The organism is Erythrobacter longus, from assembly GCF_000715015.1.
Lineage (GTDB): Bacteria > Pseudomonadota > Alphaproteobacteria > Sphingomonadales > Sphingomonadaceae > Erythrobacter > Erythrobacter longus.
In genome coordinates this window covers 54,653-74,903 of the sequence record NZ_JMIW01000003.1, presented here as the reverse complement: position 1 = coordinate 74,903, position 20,251 = coordinate 54,653, and the positions used below count along the sequence as shown (strand labels likewise).

19 protein-coding genes, 1 tRNA gene and 1 pseudogene are annotated in these 20,251 nt (G+C 58.9%); 14 read left to right on the top strand and 7 right to left on the bottom strand.

The features are described from left to right. Positions 1 to 137: 137 nt before the first annotated feature. Both argE and EH31_RS07650 read right to left on the bottom strand, forming a co-directional pair. Positions 138 to 1,304 carry an acetylornithine deacetylase gene (argE, locus tag EH31_RS07655; protein ID WP_034959578.1) on the bottom strand — a complete coding sequence of 389 codons (1,167 nt, stop codon included), beginning with the start codon at positions 1,302 to 1,304 and terminating at the stop codon, positions 138 to 140. A 337-nt stretch (positions 1,305 to 1,641) separates the two neighbouring features. Continuing rightward, positions 1,642 to 1,715, bottom strand: a tRNA-Gly gene (locus EH31_RS07650). Between the two features lie 110 nt (positions 1,716 to 1,825). Between EH31_RS07650 and EH31_RS07645 the strand changes: the two genes are divergently transcribed. The 8 genes and pseudogenes from EH31_RS07645 to EH31_RS07615 all read left to right on the top strand — a co-directional run bounded on the left by EH31_RS07645 (position 1,826) and on the right by EH31_RS07615 (position 8,559). Further along, entirely contained in the window at positions 1,826 to 2,266 is a 441-nt protein-coding gene (locus tag EH31_RS07645; RefSeq protein ID WP_051699056.1) for a rhodanese-like domain-containing protein, read from the top strand. 52 nt (positions 2,267 to 2,318) lie between these two features. Next, positions 2,319 to 3,449 (top strand): YeeE/YedE family protein, encoded by a 1,131-nt coding sequence (locus tag EH31_RS07640; RefSeq protein ID WP_199797007.1) that lies wholly within the window; start codon positions 2,319 to 2,321, stop codon positions 3,447 to 3,449. 192 nt (positions 3,450 to 3,641) lie between these two features. Then, positions 3,642 to 4,358: pseudogene (locus EH31_RS18140) on the top strand (protoglobin domain-containing protein); the annotation flags it as partial. Between the two features lie 276 nt (positions 4,359 to 4,634). Continuing rightward, the gene (locus EH31_RS18135; protein ID WP_422110922.1) at positions 4,635 to 5,342 is read left to right on the top strand and encodes a methyl-accepting chemotaxis protein; all 708 of its coding nucleotides are present in this window, start codon (positions 4,635 to 4,637) and stop codon (positions 5,340 to 5,342) included. A gap of 184 nt (positions 5,343 to 5,526) precedes the next feature. Continuing rightward, entirely contained in the window at positions 5,527 to 7,038 is a 1,512-nt protein-coding gene (locus EH31_RS07630) for a CoA-acylating methylmalonate-semialdehyde dehydrogenase (RefSeq protein ID WP_034959576.1), read from the top strand. A 6-nt stretch (positions 7,039 to 7,044) separates the two neighbouring features. Continuing rightward, positions 7,045 to 7,437: a RidA family protein gene (locus EH31_RS07625; protein WP_034959575.1), complete on the top strand. Its 393-nt coding sequence runs from the start codon at positions 7,045 to 7,047 to the stop codon at positions 7,435 to 7,437. Beyond that, positions 7,430 to 8,041, top strand: coding sequence for a DUF1214 domain-containing protein (locus EH31_RS07620; RefSeq protein WP_241765861.1), 612 nt, complete (start codon positions 7,430 to 7,432; stop codon positions 8,039 to 8,041). The genes EH31_RS07625 and EH31_RS07620 overlap by 8 nt, the downstream gene beginning before the upstream one ends. Beyond that, a complete protein-coding gene (locus tag EH31_RS07615) occupies positions 8,038 to 8,559 on the top strand; it encodes a DUF1254 domain-containing protein (RefSeq protein ID WP_034959574.1) in 522 nt (173 codons plus the stop codon). Before EH31_RS07620 ends, EH31_RS07615 begins: the two co-directional genes overlap by 4 nt. Here EH31_RS07615 and EH31_RS07610 read toward each other — a convergent pair. Further along, complete coding sequence (locus EH31_RS07610) at positions 8,550 to 9,548, bottom strand: Kelch repeat-containing protein (RefSeq protein WP_034959572.1); 999 nt, start codon at positions 9,546 to 9,548, stop codon at positions 8,550 to 8,552. The two genes, EH31_RS07615 and EH31_RS07610, sit on opposite strands and share 10 nt — an antisense overlap. 44 nt (positions 9,549 to 9,592) lie before the next feature. Beyond that, entirely contained in the window at positions 9,593 to 10,021 is a 429-nt protein-coding gene (locus EH31_RS07605; protein ID WP_034959571.1) for a hypothetical protein, read from the bottom strand. A 131-nt stretch (positions 10,022 to 10,152) separates the two neighbouring features. On the opposite strand from EH31_RS07605, the gene EH31_RS07600 reads away from it, so the two are divergent. The 5 genes from EH31_RS07600 (at position 10,153) to mmsB (ending at position 15,040) form a co-directional block, all read left to right on the top strand. Continuing rightward, positions 10,153 to 11,298: an acyl-CoA dehydrogenase family protein gene (locus EH31_RS07600; protein ID WP_034959570.1), complete on the top strand. Its 1,146-nt coding sequence runs from the start codon at positions 10,153 to 10,155 to the stop codon at positions 11,296 to 11,298. A gap of 418 nt (positions 11,299 to 11,716) precedes the next feature. Next, a complete protein-coding gene (locus EH31_RS07590) occupies positions 11,717 to 12,148 on the top strand; it encodes a VOC family protein (protein WP_034959567.1) in 432 nt (143 codons plus the stop codon). Beyond that, positions 12,120 to 13,178, top strand: a complete 1,059-nt coding sequence (locus tag EH31_RS07585) for an enoyl-CoA hydratase/isomerase family protein (protein ID WP_034959566.1) — start codon at positions 12,120 to 12,122, stop codon at positions 13,176 to 13,178. Before EH31_RS07590 ends, EH31_RS07585 begins: the two co-directional genes overlap by 29 nt. An 88-nt stretch (positions 13,179 to 13,266) precedes the next feature. After that, a complete protein-coding gene (locus EH31_RS07580) occupies positions 13,267 to 14,061 on the top strand; it encodes an enoyl-CoA hydratase-related protein (RefSeq protein WP_034959565.1) in 795 nt (264 codons plus the stop codon). A gap of 106 nt (positions 14,062 to 14,167) precedes the next feature. Continuing rightward, positions 14,168 to 15,040, top strand: coding sequence for a 3-hydroxyisobutyrate dehydrogenase (gene mmsB / locus EH31_RS07575; RefSeq protein WP_034959564.1), 873 nt, complete (start codon positions 14,168 to 14,170; stop codon positions 15,038 to 15,040). Positions 15,041 to 15,085: 45 nt separating this feature from the next. Here the strand turns inward: mmsB and EH31_RS07570 are convergent, their stop codons facing one another. Further along, complete coding sequence (locus EH31_RS07570) at positions 15,086 to 15,811, bottom strand: Nmad3 family putative nucleotide modification protein (protein ID WP_034960031.1); 726 nt, start codon at positions 15,809 to 15,811, stop codon at positions 15,086 to 15,088. Between the two features lie 139 nt (positions 15,812 to 15,950). Here EH31_RS07570 and EH31_RS07565 point away from each other — a divergent pair, with 139 nt between their 5' ends. Beyond that, positions 15,951 to 17,267: a lipopolysaccharide biosynthesis protein gene (locus EH31_RS07565; RefSeq protein WP_034959562.1), complete on the top strand. Its 1,317-nt coding sequence runs from the start codon at positions 15,951 to 15,953 to the stop codon at positions 17,265 to 17,267. Positions 17,268 to 17,270: 3 nt separating this feature from the next. On the opposite strand, the gene gcvPB is transcribed toward EH31_RS07565, so the two are convergent. Continuing rightward, positions 17,271 to 18,854 carry an aminomethyl-transferring glycine dehydrogenase subunit GcvPB gene (gcvPB, locus tag EH31_RS07560; protein ID WP_034959561.1) on the bottom strand — a complete coding sequence of 528 codons (1,584 nt, stop codon included), beginning with the start codon at positions 18,852 to 18,854 and terminating at the stop codon, positions 17,271 to 17,273. Beyond that, positions 18,851 to 20,227, bottom strand: a complete 1,377-nt coding sequence (gene gcvPA / locus EH31_RS07555) for an aminomethyl-transferring glycine dehydrogenase subunit GcvPA (RefSeq protein WP_034959560.1) — start codon at positions 20,225 to 20,227, stop codon at positions 18,851 to 18,853. Before gcvPA ends, gcvPB begins: the two co-directional genes overlap by 4 nt. Positions 20,228 to 20,251 lie beyond the last annotated feature (24 nt).

Below are 20,251 nucleotides of genomic sequence, written 5' to 3'. Positions count from 1 at the left end.
CGAGGCGGGTACATGGAACATTGGCCCGTCGCAACGGTGGGTCATGAGTTTCGACGAACGGCAAACGAAATGCGATGGATGACGTGTGGTTTCCATGCCTTTCTTGCCATGCCTTTTATAAGACGCCTTTCGCAAGCTTACGCCAACTCCTCGGCGAGGCGTTCCATAAAGCGCGCGCCCTTCTCCAGCTGCTCGATTGCGATCCATTCATTGGGCTGGTGCGCCTGCTCGATCGAGCCGGGGCCGCAGATAACAGTGGGAAAGCCGCCTTGCTGGAATTGCCCGGCTTCGGCACCGTAAGAGACTTTGGATGGAGCCGAGTTTTCACCTGTCAGCCCTTGCACAAAGGCTATCGCATCCTCGCTTCCCGCATCGCCCAATGGCGGCGCATCGGCGACCTTCATGAAGGTCACGCCTGCTTGAGGAAAGCGCGCTTTGAGCTCTATATCGAGCGCCTCGCAACGCGCCTTGAAAGGGGCGAGCAGATCGGCTGAGACAAAGCCGGGAGGGCAGCGCAGATCGAACTGGAACTGGGCATGGCCCGCCAGGATATTGGCCGCCTCGCCCCCTTGCATCACGCCAATGGTGAGTGTTGGATACGGCGGGTCAAAGCCATTGCCTGGGTCGGCCTTCGCTTTGAGATCGCGCGAAAGCTCCAGCAAAGAGTGCATCAGATCGACCGCGTGTTCGTTAGCAGAGATGCCGTGATTGACGAGGCTTGAATGCGCCTCGACCCCGGTCACTTCGACCCGGTAAACGCTGATCCCCTTGTGCCCCGTGACAAGGCGCATAGAGGTCGGCTCACCGACAATCGCCATGCGCGGCGTGGGCACTTGCTTTGCCATCTGTTCGATCATCGCAGGTGCGCCCAGACATCCGATTTCCTCGTCATAGCTGATCGCGAGATGGATCGGCTTTGAACCCTTCACAAACGCCGGAACCCACGCAAGCGTCAGTGCGATGAAGCTCTTCATATCCGACGTACCGCGCCCATACAGCTTGCCGTCTTTTTCGAGCGTTACCCAAGGGTCGCTTGACCAATCCTGATTGTCGACAGGCACCACATCGGTGTGCCCCGACATAATAATGCCGCCTTCAACATCAGGGCCAACAGTTGCGAAGAGATTGGACTTGGTGCCATCCTCATTGCTCACCCGGTGGCTGGCCACGCCATGCTCGGCGAGGTAGCCCTCCACCCATTCGATCAGCGCCAAATTGCTATTGCGAGAAGTGGTGTCAAAAGCGATCAGCCGGTCAAGGATAGCGCGGGCCCGGTCGTAATGGAGTTTTGGGAGGTCAGTCATGCACAAGCACCTAGCGCGCTCGAACAATGGCTGCCAGCCTGTTGTTTCAAGATAGGCGCTGGAGCTAACGAATCGCCCAACTTATAGGCTTTCGGACGAGCCTTAGCCTTGCGAATCCCAACGTCTGTTAGCGCCATGATTTCAAACCTTTACCCAGAAAAGGCCCCCAGATTGGGGGCCTTTCGAATTGGTGGAAACCTAAGAGGCCCCCAAAAAGGCCCCCAATTTCGGGAGATTTGGCGAGACTAGCCGGGCAAATGCAGGACTACACGACATCAAAACCCTCAGATTTCCAAGGGTTTTATAGCGTTTCCGGGATGTTTTGGGAAGGCGGCGCTGGAGCGGGTGAAGGGAATCGAACCCTCGTCGTCAGCTTGGGAAGCTGCTGCTCTACCATTGAGCTACACCCGCTTTCGCCAAGGCTCATCTCCATCATGTCCTTGCGTTCGTCAACACTGGTTTTGCTTGGGCAATCCCTTCATCTATTCTACGCCCCGCACAGATTCGAATTGGAACAATCAATGAAGTCACTATTGCAGATTGCCTCCCCCATCGTCCTTTGCGCCAGCATTGCCCTTACCGGTTGCTCGAGCGAGCATGACGCGGGCGCAGCCAAAGCCGCGACCCAAGCAACGTCTGCGCCAAGCAGCATTCGCGACATCAGCGTTGCCGAGGCGAATGAAATGCTTGCTGGCGACAACGGCGCGGTGGTGCTCGATGTGCGCACTCCGGCAGAGTTTGACGCAGGTCGTATCGATGGCGCGATTAACGCCGATTTCCTCGCCGGTGACTTTGTGACCGCTATCGCCGATCTGGACCGCGACACCGCCTATATCCTGCATTGCAAGTCTGGATCGCGCAGCGCGCGCGCTTTGGAAATCCTGAAAGAGCAAGGCTTTACCAACGTCGCCCATCTCACCGCTGGATATGATGGGTGGAAGGCTGCGCAAGACCCCCAATAAGGGCGCTTGAACCGTGCCTTCCTTGCCCAGCACACTCAGATCAAGGCGGACCTTGCTTGACTTGGTCCTCGCAGGGCTCGCGTCGCTGCTCATCGCGGTTTGGCACGTCTCTGGCGTTACGCTTACAATGGCGACGTGCATCGGGCTTTTGGCCGGTTTTGCGTTGTACCACGCAGCCTTTGGTTTCACCGCACATTGGCGCGCATTTCTTATCGCTGGGCGTGGCGGGGGATTGCGCATGCAATTGCTGCTTATCAGCCTTGTCAGCATCGTCAGCTTCCCCCTGATCGCATATGGCGACGTGATCGGGATCAGCGCGCGCGGCTCTGTTGCACCGGTTAGCATCGGCGTACTTGCAGGGGCCTTCACTTTCGGTTTCGGCATGATGTTCGCAGGCGGATGTGGATCGGGCACCTTGTTTACAGTTGGCGGTGGCAGCTCGCGTATGGTCATCACGTTAAGCGCATTTGTCGGAGGCTCGGTCTTTGCCACGCTCCATGTCCCGTGGTGGCGCGCCCTTCCCAGTGGGCCCCGCGTGGGCCTTGTCGAAGAGGCTGGAGCCTTTGGCGGGCTCGCCATTCTGCTTGCCGTCTTAGGCATCATTGCATTCCTCTCGGTGCGCCGGGAAAAGGCACTATACGGCGAGCTTGAGCCCCCTCGCGAAACCGGATCCCTGATCGTAGGCCCATGGTCCCTTTTAGCAGGAGCTGCCGCGCTCTTCGTGGTGAGTATCGCCACTTTGGCGCTGCTTGGACGGCCTTGGGGCATTACCTCTGCCTTCACCCTTTGGGGCGCGAAGATCGGCACGCTCGCAGGGATCGACATTGCCAGCTGGCCCTATTGGCAAAATCGCCAAGGCTGGCTCGACCGCCCCGTTCTTACCGATGCAACGTCAGTCATGAATTTCGGCATCATTGGCGGAGCCATGCTTGCAGCTCACCTTGCTGGGCGCTTTGCCCCTACCCTTCGCCTTTCATGGAGCGATGTGGGCACCGCCCTGCTTGGCGGCGTGTTAATGGGGTACGGTGCGCGCATTGCCTATGGCTGCAATATCGGCGGATATTTGGGGGGAATGATTTCAGGCAGTCTCCATGGATTGGTCTGGATGATCGCGGCTTTGGTGGGCAGCGCGGCTGCGCTCAAGCTGCGAACGGGACGCGGTTTCCTCATTTCAAGCAAATAATTGAATAACCGAAATAATCGCGAAGTTTTGACACACTTGACACACTGTTCAAGGGCAAAAAACCAATCGGTCACAGGCCAAGCAATTAATCGACTTGGGCGATTACAGGTCAAGGTAAAGGTTAAGGGGCAAGTCATTGCATCAACGTTTACCCATTCGAGGGGCCTGTAGGAAAATGGAACTGCCAGGAAAATGGAACTGGCAGGAAAATGGTCCTGCCAGGAAAATGCTCCTGTGGCGAATTGCACGAAAGCGCGAGGTTCAAGGGCAAGTCCAAAGAATGCAAAGTCACACCTTACGGGTTTGCGCGAGGGCTCCACTCAATCCGATCTTCGACCACCGTGCCTAGACATGGTCGCCGTTGGAGGGCCACGATTACCGGCCCTTTTTCGCATATCTACATCCCTTTTCTTGTGGCGATTTGACCCTAAGGAGCCTCTACCGATGCCAAATGTCCCCTTGCATGAACGGCTTGATTTCTATGGGTTTGACCGCGTCAAACCGGCCGCTTTTAAAAGCGTAAGCAAGGCCCTTGACCGCAAGCTCGACAAGGCGCTGACCGGTTTTTACGAAACCGTTGCGGCTCGTCAGGAATTAAGCGACTTTTTCGGCGGGCAGCAAAGCATGGACCGAGCCAAAGATATGCAAGGAAAACACTGGCGGGAGGTGTTCAGGACCGGCGTTGACGAAAGTTTTCAGAACCGCGCGCGCCATATCGGCGAGGTTCATTCCAAAATCGGCCTTGAGCCGCGCTGGTATGTCGGCGCTTATTCGATCGTTCTGGAACACATCATTACCGAACTCATCGGTTCGGGAGTACAAAGCGTGCTGCCGGGCAAACGCGCGCAGGCCAATGCCGTAAATGCTTTGGTGAAAGTGGCATTGCTGGATATTGATCTTGCGCTCACCGGGTATTTTGAAGGCATAGATGCCGATCGCCAAGAGGTCAGCAACAAACTTGGCGATGCACTCGAAGCACTTGCCCGTGGCAATCTTGACGTTGCATTGAGTGAGCTTCCCGTAGACTACGCCAAAGTCGAAGCAGACTTTAACAGCGCAATGGGTTCGTTGCGCCAGACCATCACAACCGTCGTGAACGGCGTCGATACCATGTCTAATGGCTGCTCGGAAATTCGCAGCGCGTCTGATGATCTGGCGCGGCGCACAGAGGAACAAGCGGCAAGACTGGAAGAAACAGCAGCAGCTGTCTCCAAGACGACGCAAAGCCTTAAGGAGACCGCGCGAACCACATCCGATGCGCTCAGCACAATTTCATCGGCTAATACGGTCGCAAAAGATGGTTCTCAAATTGTTGAACAAGCCGTCACAGCGATGGCGCAGATTGAAAAGTCATCTGAAGAGATCAACAACATTATCACAGTGATTGAATCGATTGCGTTCCAGACCAATTTGCTCGCCTTAAACGCCGGGGTCGAAGCCGCGCGCGCGGGGGAAACGGGCAAGGGCTTTGCCGTCGTGGCAAGCGAAGTGCGCGCCTTGGCGCAGCGCTGCACCGAGGCGGCAGACGAGGTCAAATCGCTCATATCAAAGAGCAGCGAGCACGTGACCTCTGGCGTTGATCTGGTCAATCGCAGCGGCGAATCCTTCGCCTCGATCGCGCACGGCGTGGCCGAGCTTGCAGTATCGGTGGAAACCATCAGCCAGGCGGCCCACGATCAGGCGCAAAGCCTTGAACAAATCGATGCAACCGTAAGCGATCTTGACCGCTCTACTCAGCAGAACGCAGCGATGGCCGAACAGTGCAACGCCGCCGCCGTCAGCCTGTCGCGCGAATCGGACGTGCTTGGGAACTCGGTTGCCCATTTCAGCGTAAGCTCCAGCGCGCAGCGCGGAATTCAATCTCCTGGATTGGGTCGTAGCCTCGCGGCTTGACGTTTCGGCGTCCAAACCTTTGTGTTCGAAGTGATTTTCAAACCGGTCTTTCACAGCATTTCTTGAGCAATAATTGTTCACAAGGATCGCGATGGATAATTGATAAGCGCTCTGCGGAAAGACCTGCTTGCGCATCTGACCTCTCCTCGTCATGGCTTTGGCCAAACGACAGGAGAGGACACTGATGCGTCAAGTAGACCATTTTCCAAATAGCCTTGGTGCAAGCGGCAGTGGATCGCGCACACACCAGATCTGGAACCCTTCAACGGGCGAAGTGCAGGCCGAAGTGACCCTTGCCGGGCGTGATGTGCTTGATCGGGCGGTCGCAACTGCCAAGCGCGTTCAGCCCGAATGGGCGGCGACAAACCCGCAAAAACGCGCCCGCGTTATGTTCAAGTTCAAGGAGCTGATCGAGGCCAATATGAAGCCTTTGGCAGAGCTTCTTTCGAGTGAGCACGGCAAGACCGTTCCCGATGCCATGGGCGATGTTCAGCGCGGGCTTGAGGTGATCGAATACGCTTGCGGCATTCCGCAGGTGCTCAAAGGCGAATTTACCCAAGGCGCAGGGCCCGGCATTGATGTCTATTCCATGCGTCAACCGCTCGGCATTGGCGCTGGCATCACCCCGTTCAACTTCCCTGCGATGATCCCGATGTGGATGTTCGGCATGGCGTGTGCGGCGGGCAATGCCTTTATCCTCAAACCATCCGAGCGCGATCCTTCGGTGCCGGTTCGCCTCGCGGAACTCTTCGTCGAAGCGGGCGCGCCAGAGGGGCTTTTGCAGGTCGTCCACGGCGACAAGGAAATGGTCGATGCGATCCTCGACCACCCAGACATTCCTGCGATCAGTTTCGTCGGATCGTCCGATATTGCGCACTATATTTACCACCGGGGCGCGGAAAACGGCAAACGCGTTCAAGCCTTTGGCGGCGCGAAAAACCACGGCGTTGTGATGCCGGACGCTGACCTCGATCAGGTTGTGAACGATCTGGCGGGCGCTGCCTTTGGTTCAGCGGGCGAACGCTGCATGGCGCTGCCTGTTGTGGTGCCAGTGGGCGAGGATACGGCAGAACGTCTAAAAGAAAAGCTGATCCCGGCGATCCACGCCCTTCGCGTGGGTGTCTCGACCGACCCGGACGCGCATTATGGCCCGGTGGTAACACCAGAGCACAAGGCGCGTATCGAGCAGTGGATCACCACGGCAGAGGAAGAAGGCGGCGAAATCGTCATCGACGGACGCGGCTTCACGCTTCAAGGCCATGAAAAGGGCTTCTTCGTAGGCCCAACCCTGATCGACCATGTGACGCCTGAAATGTCCTCTTACAAAGAGGAAATCTTTGGCCCCGTGCTACAGATTGTGCGCGCCAGGGATTTTGAAGAGGCCGTGCGCCTGCCGTCTGAGCACCAGTACGGAAACGGCGTCGCAATCTTCACCCGCAACGGCCACGCCGCCCGCGAATTTGCGAGCCGCGTTCAAGTGGGTATGGTTGGCGTCAACGTACCGATCCCTGTGCCAGTCGCCTACCACTCGTTCGGCGGATGGAAGCGTTCAGGCTTTGGCGATATCGACCAATACGGGACCGAGGGCCTTGCTTTCTGGACCAAGAAGAAGAAGATCACCGAACGCTGGCCAGAAACCAATGACTTTGGTGGCGGCGATGGGTCGAATGCATTTGTCATTCCGACGATGGGCTGATCAGCGGTGAGCAACCGCAAACGCACCACCTCGGGTTCGCCCTTCGAAGACCAATTCGGCTTTTGCCGAGCTATCCGCGAAGGCAACCGCATCATCGTTGCGGGCACCGGCCCGGTGGAGCCCGACGGCTCGACCACACCGGGCGGCGCTGCCAAGCAGGCTGACAGGTGCTTAGCCATTATCGTTGCTGCGATTGAGGAATTGGGAGGCTCTGCAAAAGACGTGGTGCGCACGCGGATGCTGCTGACCGATTTCGACGATCAGGAAGCCGTTGGCGATGTCCACGCCCGCTATTTCGGCGAAGCGCGCCCCGCTGCGACCATGGCAGGCGTCGCATGGCTTTGCCGCCGCGAATGGAAGGTCGAAATCGAAGCGGAAGCTGTGATAGGCGATGATTAAGCGGATTGCGGCCTACATCCTCGCGCTCATTCTCGGCCTTGTTCTGGGTCCTGCTAGCGCGCTCTATTTGGCGGGGTTGTGGCCGGGGGCCAAACCGCTCGATTTCGGCGATGTCGAGATTGGCGGTTGGCGCAGCGATTTTGCAATCGGCTCGGAGGCTGCCGATCCCTACACAAGAGCGCGGGTGGCGCGCCACGGTCTTTTGGGACTTGCGAAAAGCGAGGCGGTCTATTTCACACGGACCACCGACAGCGACGGCCAACCCTTGCGCGAGAATTGCGACTACCGGATGACCGGCGGCGCAATGCCCGCCGATTGGTGGTCGATCACGCTCTATAATGGCGAGAGCCTCCTTCCCGATAACACCGACGGCGCGCTTAGCATTGATGCAACCCGGCTGAATGCTGGAGAAGGCGCGTGGGAAGCAATCATCGCAGCACGGCGACCTGCGGAAGGCACGGCATGGATATCCAGCAAAGCTGCGGGAAATTTCGACCTCACCTTGCGGCTCTATGTGCCAAGACGGGCTTTGCTCGAAGCTCCCGAAGACACTGTTTCACCCCCGCTGATAGAGCGGCTTTCGTGTAAGGAGGACGCCGCATGAGAGGCTGGATCGGACCCACTGCGCTAGCGGCCGTCACGGGAATCGCGGCGCACTTCGCAACTCTGGCTCTCGCGCCAAATGTGATCATGGATCAGGCGCTCTTTATGCTCGCCAAGCGCAATATCGCGCTGCATTCCTTCACCAATCCCGAGCGGATCACGCCCCAAACGCAGGTGGTTGTGTGCTCATCGCCTGACCTGTTCTACGCGCTGTGCCGTTATGATCTGACCCAGCCGGGGAGCGCCGTTCGCGTCACCATGGGCGATTGGCCTGGGTATCAATCGCTGTCTTTCTTCGATGCCTCGACCAACAATTTTGCGACCGTTCGCGGGCAAGGCGTTGCGCGGACTAAGACGCTTCTACCTCCCGACATGGCGGGCTCCAAGAAAGAGGGTGAGATCGTCAGTCCTTCGGAGCGCGGCGTCGTCCTCATCCGCCGCCTGGCCCCAACACAGGAGCTGTTCGATCAAGCTCTGGAAGCTGCGAAGAATGACCGATGCGAGATCGGCTACTCTTGATCACTCAGTTTTAGCGGAATCGCAGTCCCCGTCACCGAGGTCAGCGTTTTCCACCCCGCAAGCTCTCCCCCGCCCAAGATCCACGCCGTATCGCCCACGCGCCAAGTGGCAAAGCCGTGGCGGCCTGCGCTCATGGGCACTTCTTCGCGCCAGCCGCTTGACGGGTCGGCAAGGTCCATGGAGAAATGCTGTGTGAACACTTCCGAAGTCGTCACGTCCTCGCCGCCATAAATGTGCAAGCGCCCCTCAAACACAGCCGCGCCGTGTCCTGCGAGGGGGAATGGCGCATCGGGCAGGCTTTCCCAGCTGTCGCTCGCGAAATCATAGACCTCGATCACCGTTGCATGGGGGCCAAGTGTATCGCTGCGCCCGCCGGTCACGTAGAGCTTGTCCTCGTCAAACGCGAAAGCATGAGAATGGCGCGGCGTTGGCATAGGCGTGACCTCGCCCCATTTGCCGCTCGCCAGATCATAGGTGCGGATCGTGCCAAGCGTCCTGTCGCCCGACTGCCCCCCGATCAGCCACAATTTCCCGTCGCGGTAGAACATCGCGTGCTGGCCAAGCGGCTCTGGCAGGCGGGACAATTCGCGCCATTGCGGCTGCGCATCATCGGGCGAGAAGGCAAAAAGGGCGCCATCGGGGTCCTGGTTGAAGGGCAGACTTGAGTAGCCGCCACTCGCAAACACCTCACCCTCTCCAGCTGCCATACCAACATGATGCAATGTGCGCGGCAAGTCGGGGCAATCGGAAAAGCCTTGCGTGGCAACTTCAAAGGCAACGCAGCTTTTCAGCGTCCTCTGAAACCCGATGCCGCCTGCGACATAGATGGTGCCGTCAAGCTCGGCTGCGTGCACTTCGGATCGCGGCTCGGACATATCGCCAGCACCCGTCATAAGCGATGGGCCGATCAGATAGGCGCCTGCCGGAACCACGACGAGAAGGGCTGCAAGCGCCGCGAGAAGCTTTGGAGCATAACGAAAAATACGCATCGCTCTTTTGAAGAGCACACGGCGCAATTGGTCAAGCAGGCGCGTCAGGTCGCTGCTTGCGCCTGCGAGGCGGCCAAGCCCAATTTGCCTGTCACACTCGCCATCAGATCGTTCACATTGGCCATCGCATCAAGCTCTTCATTCGAGATCAGAATGCGCAGGTCGGCGTCCGCTTCATCAATCAGGATCGCGGGCAAGGCGACCTCTTTATTGCCGCCAGTGCCGAAGGCTGGAAAGTCCGCTGTAAAATCATCGCGGTGATAGAAATCAACCTGCGGCTCCAGCGCTTGCCAAAAGGCCTTCCAATCGCCCCGCATGGACACCGCGCCATAGGTTAGCGCACACAAGGAACACGGATAGGTATCGGGCCGGACCTGCTTGTGCACGGCATGCATCAGCGCCTGAATCAGGCCCGTATCCGCATTGTAAACGCAAATGAGCCGCTTTGGATCGGAGGGCGATGAGTGTGACATAACTTATAATACGCGCCAGACCCCATTTGGGTTACAGAAAATTTCGCGTGAGGTCCCATGCGCTGCACGCTCCTTACCCTCGCTATTTTGAGACCTTTTCTTGATCGTCCAGAGAAGCTAGTCTCGATGCCATGCAAGGACAATTTTCACTCACCGACGATCAGCTCGCCATTCAAGAGATGGCGCAGCGTTTCACCGCCGACAACATCACGCCTTTCGCGGCCGAATGGGACGAGAAACACATCTTCCCAAAGGACACGATCAAGAAGACGGCAGAGCTTGGCTTTGGCGCGATTTATGTGTCCGAAGAATCGGGCGGCATCGGGCTTGGCCGGTTGGAAGCGGCGCTGATTATGGAGGCGATGGCCTATGGCTGTCCCACGACATCGGCGTTCATTTCGATCCACAATATGGCCGCATGGATGATCGACGAATTTGGCGGTCAGGAATTGAAAGACCGCTACCTACCCGACCTTATCGGCATGGACAAAATCGCGAGCTACTGCCTGACGGAACCGGGTAGCGGGTCGGATGCAGCCGCGCTCAAAACGCAGGCGAAGCTGGACGGCGACCACTATGTGCTGAACGGCACGAAACAGTTCATTTCAGGCGGCGGCGTCAATGATGTCTATGTCTGCATGGTGCGCACGGGCGAGCACAAAACCAAAGGTATCACCTGCCTTGTGATCGACAAGGACACGCCCGGCGTCAGCTTTGGCGCGCCGGAGAAGAAACTCGGCTGGAACGCGTCACCAACCGCGCAGGTCATATTCGAAGATGCGCGCGTACCGGTCGCCAACCGTGTCGGCGATGAGGGCGAAGGTTTCCGCTTTGCGATGATGGGCCTGGATGGCGGTCGTTTGAACATTGGCGCGTGCTCGCTTGGCGGCGCGCAAAGGTGTCTGGACGAGGCAATCAGCTACACCAAGGATCGCAAGCAATTCGATACCGCCGTTGCAGACTTCCAGAACACGCAGTTCATGCTCGCCGATATGGCGACCGATCTGGAGGCTGCGCGCGCGCTGCTCTATCTGGCGGCGGCCAAGGTCACCGAGAATGCACCAGACAAATCGCGCTTTTCCGCCATGGCAAAACGCCTTGCGACCGACAACGGCAGCAAAATCGTCAACGACGCGCTGCAATTGTTTGGCGGCTATGGCTACTTGCGCGATTACCCGATCGAGCGTTTCTGGCGCGACCTGCGGGTGCATTCGATCCTTGAAGGCACCAATCAGGTGATGCGCATGATCGTGGGCCGGGATCTGCTGCGGCAGTGAGGGCGCGCACAGTCCTAGCAAGCTATGCGCTAGCTTGCCTTATTGGAACCGCGACGATCTTCGTCGTCTTCCTACTAGATTCTCTCAGAGAAAACGCGCCGAGCCTTCAGCCGGGCAGCGCGTGGATTAAGGATTTGACCTATATAGCAATGTGGGCGGCTCTGATTTCGTTGCCGCTTGGGTTGCCCACGATCATCGCGACTGAGAAACTTCGCAAGGGCCCTCTTTGGGGCTTCCTTTTACTGGCGATTTTGCACACGGCGATCATCCTGCTTTACTTCGTCCTCACCAACGACCGCCGGTTGCCAGTTTTCTGGAGCTTCTACGCCATGATCAGTTGGCCATTTTGCGCTGGCTGGATAAGTTATTGGTTGGCGGCTTGGCGATGCTTTCCACCGAAACACTTAAAGACTCAGTCATGACCACCGAAACCTTCGCCATGACCACGCTGGTGGTCCCGGACTATGACGCAGGCATCGCCTTTTATGTGGGCGCACTTGGCTTTACCCTCATCGAAGACACAGAGTTTGCCAGTACTGGGGGGAGCGGAAAACGCTGGGTTGTGGTGGAGGCTTCCGGGGGTGGCCGCCTGCTGCTCGCCAAGGCCAAAACGCAAGCGCAAACCGCCGCCATTGGCAATCAGACCGGCGGGCGGGTGTCATTCTTCCTTAATACCAACAATTTCGCCGATACTCATGCAAGGTTTCTCGCAGCAGGGGTGGAATTCCTAGAAGAACCCCGGCACGAGCCTTATGCAACAGTGGCCGTGTTCGCCGATCCGTTCGGCAACAAATGGGACCTGATCGAATTGAAAGCTGGAAATGACACAAGACGTCCTGACCCGAATTGAAGGCCCCATTGGCCGCATCACGCTCAATCGCCCCAAGGCGCTTCATGCCCTCACGCTGGAGATGTGCCATGCGATGAGCGCGGCGCTCACCGAATGGGCGAGCAACGACGACGTGCGCGCGATCATCATCGACCATGCAGAGGGCTCACGCGGCTTTTGCGCAGGGGGCGATATCGCTTTCTTGCGCAATTCAGCGCTCAACGATGGCGGCGTATCGGGGCGCAAGTTCTTCCACGACGAGTATCAACTCAATCACCAGATGTTCGCTTATGAAAAGCCGATTGTCGCTTTCATGGACGGGGTGACGATGGGTGGCGGTGTTGGTATTTCGCAGCCAGCCAAATTCCGCGTGGCGACCGAAAACACCCGCTTTGCCATGCCCGAAACCGGCATCGGCCTCTTCCCCGATGTGGGCGGCGGCTGGTTCCTGTCACGCCTTGGCGGGCGGCTGGGGCAATTCCTCGCGCTGACCGGCGCGCGGCTCAAGGGCGAGGAATGCCTTTGGGCAGGCCTTGCGACACATTACGTGCCGAGCGAAATGATCGAAGACCTGAAAGCGCGCATCGCAGAAAAGCCCGATAGGATCGCAGGCATTTTGTCTGAGCCCGTGGGCACGCCTCCCCCTGCACGGCTCGAAGAAAACGCGCTCAAAATCGCCAAGCATTTTGCCTCGGACACGCTTGAGGACATTCTCGCCAGCCTTGAGGCGGCAGCGGCTGACGGTGACGAGTGGGCGCAGAAAGAGCGCGACACGCTTGGCACCAAGAGCCCGCAGACGCTGAAAGTCGCCCTTCGCCAACTGGCGACCAGCGCGACGCTCACCGATTTTGCCGACAATATGCGCATGGAATACCGCATCGGATCGCGCGTCCTCACCCGGCCCGATTTTGCAGAAGGCGTGCGCGCAGTGATCGTTGACAAGACCCATGATCCCAAATGGGACCCCCTGACACCCGAAGGCGTGAGCGAAGAATTGCTCGATCAGATTTTCGCGCCCCTGCCTGAAGGGGAGGAATGGACGCCGCTTTGACACGCAACCGTCATCCCGGCGAAGGCCGGGATCCAGACCAACGACGCCGGAACTGGACTCCGGCCTTCGCCGGAGTGACGACACTACTATGACCTTTGAAACCATCACCGCCGAGCCAAACGCCCAAGGAAATAGCGGCGTCACCCTTATCACGCTGAACCGCCCCAAGGCATTGAATGCGCTTTCCTCTGTGGTGCTTGAAGAGCTGATCACGGCCTTCGCCGCGTTTCAAGCGGATGAGACGCAGAAGTGCGCAGTGCTGACCGGCGCGGGTGAAAAGGCGTTTGCAGCGGGCGCGGACATTAAAGAGATGTCGGATAAGCCAGCGGCAGACTTTTACCTCGACGATTTCTTCTCCAAATGGACGTCGCATCTGGTCAAGACCACGCGCAAACCATGGATCGCAGCGGTCAATGGCTTTGCCCTTGGCGGGGGTTGCGAGCTGGCGATGATGGCGGACTTCATCATCGCATCCGACAATGCAAAATTCGGCCAGCCGGAGATCAATTTGGGCGTCGCGCCTGGCATGGGCGGATCGCAGCGCCTGACCCGCGCTATCGGTAAATCCAAGGCTATGGAAATGTGCCTCACAGGCCGGATGATGGGCGCAGAGGAAGCCGAACGCGCAAACCTTGTAGTACGCGTTGTCCCTCAAGCGGACTTGCTCGCCGATGCGCTCAAGAGCGCTGCGACCATTGCATCCAAGCCGCCGATGGCCGCAATTGCGAACAAGGAAATGGTCAACGCCGCGTTTGAAATGACGCTTGAGCAAGGCGTGATTATGGAACGCCGCATTTTCCAGATCCTCACCGCGAGCGAGGATAAAGCTGAAGGCATGGCGGCGTTTATTGAAAAGCGTGAGGGCAAGTGGAAGGGGCGTTAATCCGCTCCGTCACCCCAGCGTAGGCTGGGGTCTAGAGCTGAAAAGAGCGGTGCTAGCCGCCTGAGAACCCAGCTTTCGCTGGGATGACGAATTGGGGAGAGAACACATGAAAATCGCCTTTATCGGACTTGGCAATATGGGCGGCGGGATGGCCGCTAATCTTGTGAAAGCTGGCCACGAAGTGCGCGCTTTTGACTTGGCTCAGCCTGCTTTGGCAGCCGCGCGTGATGCCGGGTGCAGCACATTCGATAGCGCCAAAGAGGCCTGCGAGGGCGTCGAAGCGGTTGTCTCCATGCTCCCCAACGGCGCGATTGTGAAGGGGCTGTTCGAAAACGAAGTCTTCGGCCACGCTCCCGCTGGCGCAGTGCTGCTCGATTGCTCCACCATCGACGTTGCGACCGCAAAATCGGTGATCGAGACCGCTACATCGCAAGGCTATGACATGGTCGATGCGCCCGTCTCTGGCGGGATCGCTGCGGCCAATGGCGGGACGCTCACCTTTATGGTGGGCGGGACCGATGAAGCTTTCGCGCGCGCTGAACCGATCTTGCAAGCGATGGGTAAGGCGGTGATCCACGCAGGCGATGCAGGCGCGGGACAAACCGCCAAGATTTGCAACAATATGCTGCTTGCCATCACCATGATCGGCACCGCTGAGGCGATGAAGATGGCCGAAAAGCTCGGCCTTGATCCGCAGAAATTCTACGAGATCAGCTCGCAAAGCTCCGGCTACAACTGGTCCTTGAACGCTTACACCCCGCTTCCCGGTGTCGGAGTGGAGAGCCCGGCGGACAACGGTTACGCGGGCGGCTTTGCGACGCCCCTGATGGTGAAGGACCTGCGGCTCGCGATGGAAGCGGCGCAGACGTCCGATGCGGCTGTACCTTTGGGCGCGCGGGCGGCGGCGCTTTACGAGGATTTCCTTGGCGCTGGCAATGAAGGACTAGATTTCTCGGCGATTATCAAGACTTACGACTAACCACCGTCATTGCGAGCGTCCTTCGACAGGCTCAGGATTAACGGGTCAGGGGCGATTGATCTCTTGGATCACCTGTTCCAGCCATTCGCGGGGCGCGGAACGCCGTCCAATATCCGCTACAAATTCCTGACCCCGGGCAACGCTTTTCAATCGCCCGCCTCTTAGCCAGCGCTCTTGCCTATCGTGGTAGGATAGCCCTCCGCGTTTAAGCCACTCCGGACGGCTCCACAGGCTCGGCGGTCCTTCTGGCACAGTCAGTCTCAAAGCCTTGCTTGCTGTGCCTGCCACACGCCCTTCCCCGCGCCAGACAACGTCGTTGGAATGGTGCATGGCAAGGGCATGGGGGTGCGCAATCGACACCAACTCTTGAGGCGCACCGCCGACCAAAGGCACCATTTCCTCAACCTTGAGATAGCCAAAAATGCGGTGATGCGGCTCACGCGTTTCTTCCTCGGCGAACAGGCCAAAGAACACAAACACATCGCCCGGCCCCACGCTCTGCCGCTCCAGATGGGTTTGTGCCGCCCCGCATTGTCCAAAAGCGCAGGTTCCATCGGAAAGAAACATCGGATCGTGATGGCACAGATCATCCGCACCAAGTTTCCCCCGGCTCGCCCTCGCCGCATGATCGCCAAGGCCCAGATCACCATAGGTGGTCTTGCTCGCCGCACCTGCCGGGATAGGCAGGCTCAGCGGGACACCCTTCACAATCGGCGAGGGCCCACCACCCGCGCTTGAATCAAAGCCTTTGCGTGAAAAAATGATGCGCATTGACCACAAGGTTAGCCACAGATCATGCACGGTGCGACAAATTGTTCTCCCAAGCTGCGTTTTAATTGCTATGCGCTGGGCACGTAAGGCGCGCTTCAAGATGTGCCTCAATCTAAGGGACGGACGTCAGGCCACGCTCATGCAGCGTCTTTTTACCAATATCGGCTGGCTTCTTGGTGGGCGCGGGATCAATGCCGTGCTCAGCATCGTCTATTTGGCGCTGGCAACCCGCACGCTTGGCCTCGAAATGTTCGGCCATTTTGCAGCGATTGTTGCGGTTGGTCTGGTGGTCACAGGGATCGCCAATTTCCAGACATGGCAATTTATCGTGCGCTGGGGCGCGAACGGCGCGAACGGCACGAACGGTGATGGCACCGCAGCAAGCGAGGCGACCGGCTTTGCTATTGCGCTCGACCTTTTATCGATCGCCATGGGCCTTGTTCTGGCGGCGGTTCTGGTTTGGAGCGCGCCCTATTGGTTGCCGTTGCCAGAAGATCTTTTGCCGCTCACCTTTGGCTATTGTGTGGTGTCGCTTCTGGCGATCCGCACAACGCCGATGGGGCTTTTGAGGCTTCGGTTCAAATATGCGGCCGCCACCGCTGCGGAGACGGTTCAACCCGTCGTGCGCACGCTGGGCGCTGTGCTTGCATGGATTTATATGCCTACGGTGACAGGCTTTATCCTTGCCTATGCGGTCTCAGAACTTGCTGTTGCAGTCGCGCTTTGGATTGCGGCTGCGCGCAGCGAGAGGATCGACCTTTCCGCGCTCAGCCTCACCCGTATTCCGGCGCGGCATAAGGACGCATGGCGCTTTGTCTGGTCGACCAATATGTCGGGCAGCCTCACGATTGCAGGCAAGCAGATCACGATCCTCCTGGTCGGTGCCTTTGGCGGTGCAGCGCTTTTGGGGGGCTTTCGCGTGGCCAGCCAATTGGGACAGGCATTGGTGGCGCTCGCTCAGACCATTTCCAAAGCCATCCTGCCAGAGCTGGTCCATGCCAAGGAAGACGCTCTGGTGATCGCGCGGCGCATGGCCAATGTGGCGCTTATCGGGGGGATACTCGCGGTGCTTTTCGCGGTGGTCTTTGGCCGCCTTGGTCTTGATCTGATTGCGGGCAGCGAATTTCGCGGGCGCGGCTTTTATTGGGCGCTGGTGATCCTGTCGATCGCAGGCGCAGTGGAGCTTGTGGGCGCAAGCCTGGAATCGCTTCTGGTGTCAGCCGGGCGTGCCGGCACAGCTTTTCTCGTGCGCGCTGCGCCTACCCTGCTCGCCTTTGGATTGCTCGATCTGGCCATCGGTTGGAACGGCGCATTGGGCGCGGCCTTCACAGTTCTGGGCTCAAGCGCGCTGGCGGTGATCGGGTTTTATGTAGCGATCCTCAACCTTGCCGAAATCAGGATCGAAGTGGACGCCGATAAGGACGCAGAGGCTCCGCCGGAACCCCCGCGCACTTAAGGCTCAAACCTCTTGCGGCTCCCACTTAAGCTTAGGCTTACGCGCTGCTGCCGTTTCATCGAGACGCCTGCGGGGCGCGAAGTATGGCGCTTGTTTCAGGCTTTCGTCGCCCGCAATTGCGCGCTCTGCGAGTGAGCGGAAGGCGGTGATGAACTGGTCGATGCTCGCCTTGCTTTCCGTCTCTGTTGGCTCGACCAGCATTGCACCGTGGACCACCAGCGGGAAGTAGACCGTCATCGGGTGGAAGCCTTCATCAATCATGCCTTTGGCAAGGTCGAGCGTGGTCAGGCCGCCCCCAAAATCCTTATCGCCAAACAATGCCTCGTGCATACACGGGCCGCTGTCAGCGAAGGGTGCGTGGAGCACGTCTTCGAGGCTGCGCAGGATGTAATTGGCGTTGAGAACGGCGTCTTCGGCGACCTGTTTCAGACCATCCGCGCCGTGGCTGAGCATATAGGTCAGCGCTCTGGTGAACATGCCCATTTGCCCGTGGAAGGCGGTCATCCGGCCAAAGCTGGAAAGCTCCCCGCCAAAGTGCTCGCGGGCAAACTCGTCGGCCTGCTCTTCTTCGATAAGGTGCACCACGCCATCCGCCGTGCGCGCTGTGTAGGGAAGCGGTGCGAAAGGCGCGAGCGCTTCGGAAAGCACCACTGGGCCAGAACCCGGGCCACCGCCGCCATGCGGGGTGGAGAAGGTCTTGTGCAAATTGATGTGCATCGCATCGACGCCAAGGTCGCCAGGGCGCACTTTGCCGACGATGGCGTTGAAGTTTGCCCCGTCGCAATAAACGAAGCCGCCCGCAGCGTGGACCGCGTCGCTGATTTCGCGAAGGTCAGGTTCAAACAGCCCGCAAGTGTTGGGATTGGTGATCATCACCGCTGCGACATCGGGGCCAAGGCGCGCTTTCAACGCTTCCAGGTCCACTCGGCCTTGCGGGGTCGCGGGGATATTCTCGACGCGGTAATTGGCGAAAGCTGCCGTTGCCGGGTTGGTGCCATGCGCACTCTCGGGCACCAGCACCACTTCGCGGGCATCGCCGCGTGCCTCCAATGCTGCGCGGATCGAGAGGATACCGCACAATTCGCCATGCGCGCCCGCCTTGGGGCTCATCGCGACCGAATGCATGCCGGTCAGATCGATCAGCCAATGGGCAAGCTCGTTCATCACTTCGAGCGCGCCCTGAATGGTGGAGACCGGTTGCAGCGGGTGCACATCGGCAAAGCCGGGCAGGCGCGCCATCTTCTCGTTCAGACGCGGATTGTGCTTCATCGTGCACGAACCAAGCGGGAAAAAGCCCAGATCAATGCCATAGTTCTGGCGGCTGAGGCGGGTGTAGTGGCGCACGGTCTCGGGCTCGGTCAGGCCGACAAGACCGATAGGCTCCTCGCGCTTCAGGCTACCAAGGCGGGTGGCCGCATTCGGGTCCACTTCGGGAAGATCGACGCCGGTCGTCTCCGCATGGCCGATCTCGAACAGCAACGGCTCTTCCAGCATCAGCGCTCGGTTGCCTGTGGTTGTCACATGCTCGCCCGTAGCGTCGGCGACTTCCATTTGCGGCTTCCACCCGGATTTGTTGGGAGCGTTCATTGCGCATCCTCCTTGATTAGAGCCTCAAGCTCTGTGGCGAGCGTCTCGATATCGTCTTCGGTGGTGGTCTCGGTGACAGCGACAAGCAGCGCCTGCTGCAAACGCTCGACACCGGGGTACAGCCGCCCGAGCGAAACACCGCCCAAGACGCCGCGATCCGCTAGCGCGCGCACGACGTCGCGCGCAGGTTTGCCGTCCAGCATGATCGTGAATTCGTTGAAGAACGCATTGTTGAGGAGCGAAACGCCCGGCACCTTGGCCAAACGATCCGCGGCAATGCAGGCAAGGCGGTGGTTTTCTGCTGCAAGCTCCCGCATCCCCTTCTCACCCAGCAGCGTCATATGGACGCTGAATGCGAGGGCACACAGGCCGGAATTGGTGCAGATGTTCGAGGTCGCCTTCTCGCGCCGGATGTGTTGTTCGCGCGTGGACAGCGTCAGGACGAAGCCGCGCTTTCCTTCCGCATCGACGGTTTCGCCGCACAGACGACCCGGCATTTGGCGCACATGCTTGGGATCGCGCACGGCGAAAAGGCCGAGGTAAGGCCCGCCAAATTGCAGGCCGACGCCAATCGACTGGCCCTCGCCCACAACGATATCCGCGCCCATTTCACCCGGCGACTTGATCGCACCCAAGGCCACTGGCTCGGTGTTGACCACAACCAGCAAAGCGCCCTTTGCGTGCGCCGCTTCGGCAACCGCGCTCAAATCACTGATCCGCCCAAGAATATCGGGATATTGCACCACAACGCAGGCGGTTTCTTCGTCAATGCGCGAGGTCAGGCCCTCAAGGTCGGGCTCTGCCTGAATGGCTGGCGCGCTGTCGGCGATCACGTCGCCGGTAAACTGCGCCATGGTTTTGACAACTTCGGAATAATGCGGGTGAAGCGCGCCGGAGAGAACCGCGCGGTTCTTCTTGGTCACACGCGTCGCCATCGCGACCGCTTCCCAGCACGCGGTCGAGCCGTCGTAAAGCGAGGCATTGGCCACAGCGCAGCCGTACAAATTCGCAACCTGCGTTTGAAATTCAAACAGCATTTGCAGCGTGCCTTGCGCGATCTCCGGCTGATAGGGCGTGTAGGCCGTCAGAAACTCGCCGCGCTGGATCACTGTGTCCACGGATGCTGGCACATGGTGGCGATACGCCCCTGCGCCCAGGAAAAACGGCACATCACCTGCCACCGTATTCTTGCCCGCAAGGCGCTTCATATGGCGCTCAACCGCCATTTCGGATGCGTGCATGGGAAGGCCGCGAATGGGCCCATCAAGCCGCGCCACTTCGGGCACATCGACGAACAGATCATCGATATTATCAGCGCCAATCTTGGCCAGCATATCGCCGCGATCGGTATCGGTCAGGGGGAGGTAACGCATGGGGTTTTCCTAAGTGAGAGGAGC

Coding starts and splice junctions, on each gene's coding strand:
- argE (WP_034959578.1), bottom strand. CDS start 1,304: ATGACTGACCTCCCAAAACTCCATTACGACCGGGCCCGCGCTATCCTT.
- EH31_RS07565 (WP_034959562.1), top strand. CDS start 15,951: ATGCAGCGTCTTTTTACCAATATCGGCTGGCTTCTTGGTGGGCGCGGG.
- gcvPB (WP_034959561.1), bottom strand. CDS start 18,854: ATGAACGCTCCCAACAAATCCGGGTGGAAGCCGCAAATGGAAGTCGCC.
- EH31_RS07605 (WP_034959571.1), bottom strand. CDS start 10,021: ATGTCACACTCATCGCCCTCCGATCCAAAGCGGCTCATTTGCGTTTAC.
- EH31_RS07610 (WP_034959572.1), bottom strand. CDS start 9,548: ATGCGTATTTTTCGTTATGCTCCAAAGCTTCTCGCGGCGCTTGCAGCC.
- EH31_RS07615 (WP_034959574.1), top strand. CDS start 8,038: ATGAGAGGCTGGATCGGACCCACTGCGCTAGCGGCCGTCACGGGAATC.
- EH31_RS07585 (WP_034959566.1), top strand. CDS start 12,120: ATGACACAAGACGTCCTGACCCGAATTGAAGGCCCCATTGGCCGCATC.
- EH31_RS07570 (WP_034960031.1), bottom strand. CDS start 15,811: ATGCGCATCATTTTTTCACGCAAAGGCTTTGATTCAAGCGCGGGTGGT.
- EH31_RS07630 (WP_034959576.1), top strand. CDS start 5,527: ATGCGTCAAGTAGACCATTTTCCAAATAGCCTTGGTGCAAGCGGCAGT.
- EH31_RS07645 (WP_051699056.1), top strand. CDS start 1,826: ATGAAGTCACTATTGCAGATTGCCTCCCCCATCGTCCTTTGCGCCAGC.
- EH31_RS07620 (WP_241765861.1), top strand. CDS start 7,430: ATGATTAAGCGGATTGCGGCCTACATCCTCGCGCTCATTCTCGGCCTT.
- EH31_RS07580 (WP_034959565.1), top strand. CDS start 13,267: ATGACCTTTGAAACCATCACCGCCGAGCCAAACGCCCAAGGAAATAGC.
- EH31_RS07590 (WP_034959567.1), top strand. CDS start 11,717: ATGACCACCGAAACCTTCGCCATGACCACGCTGGTGGTCCCGGACTAT.
- EH31_RS07600 (WP_034959570.1), top strand. CDS start 10,153: ATGCAAGGACAATTTTCACTCACCGACGATCAGCTCGCCATTCAAGAG.
- gcvPA (WP_034959560.1), bottom strand. CDS start 20,227: ATGCGTTACCTCCCCCTGACCGATACCGATCGCGGCGATATGCTGGCC.
- mmsB (WP_034959564.1), top strand. CDS start 14,168: ATGAAAATCGCCTTTATCGGACTTGGCAATATGGGCGGCGGGATGGCC.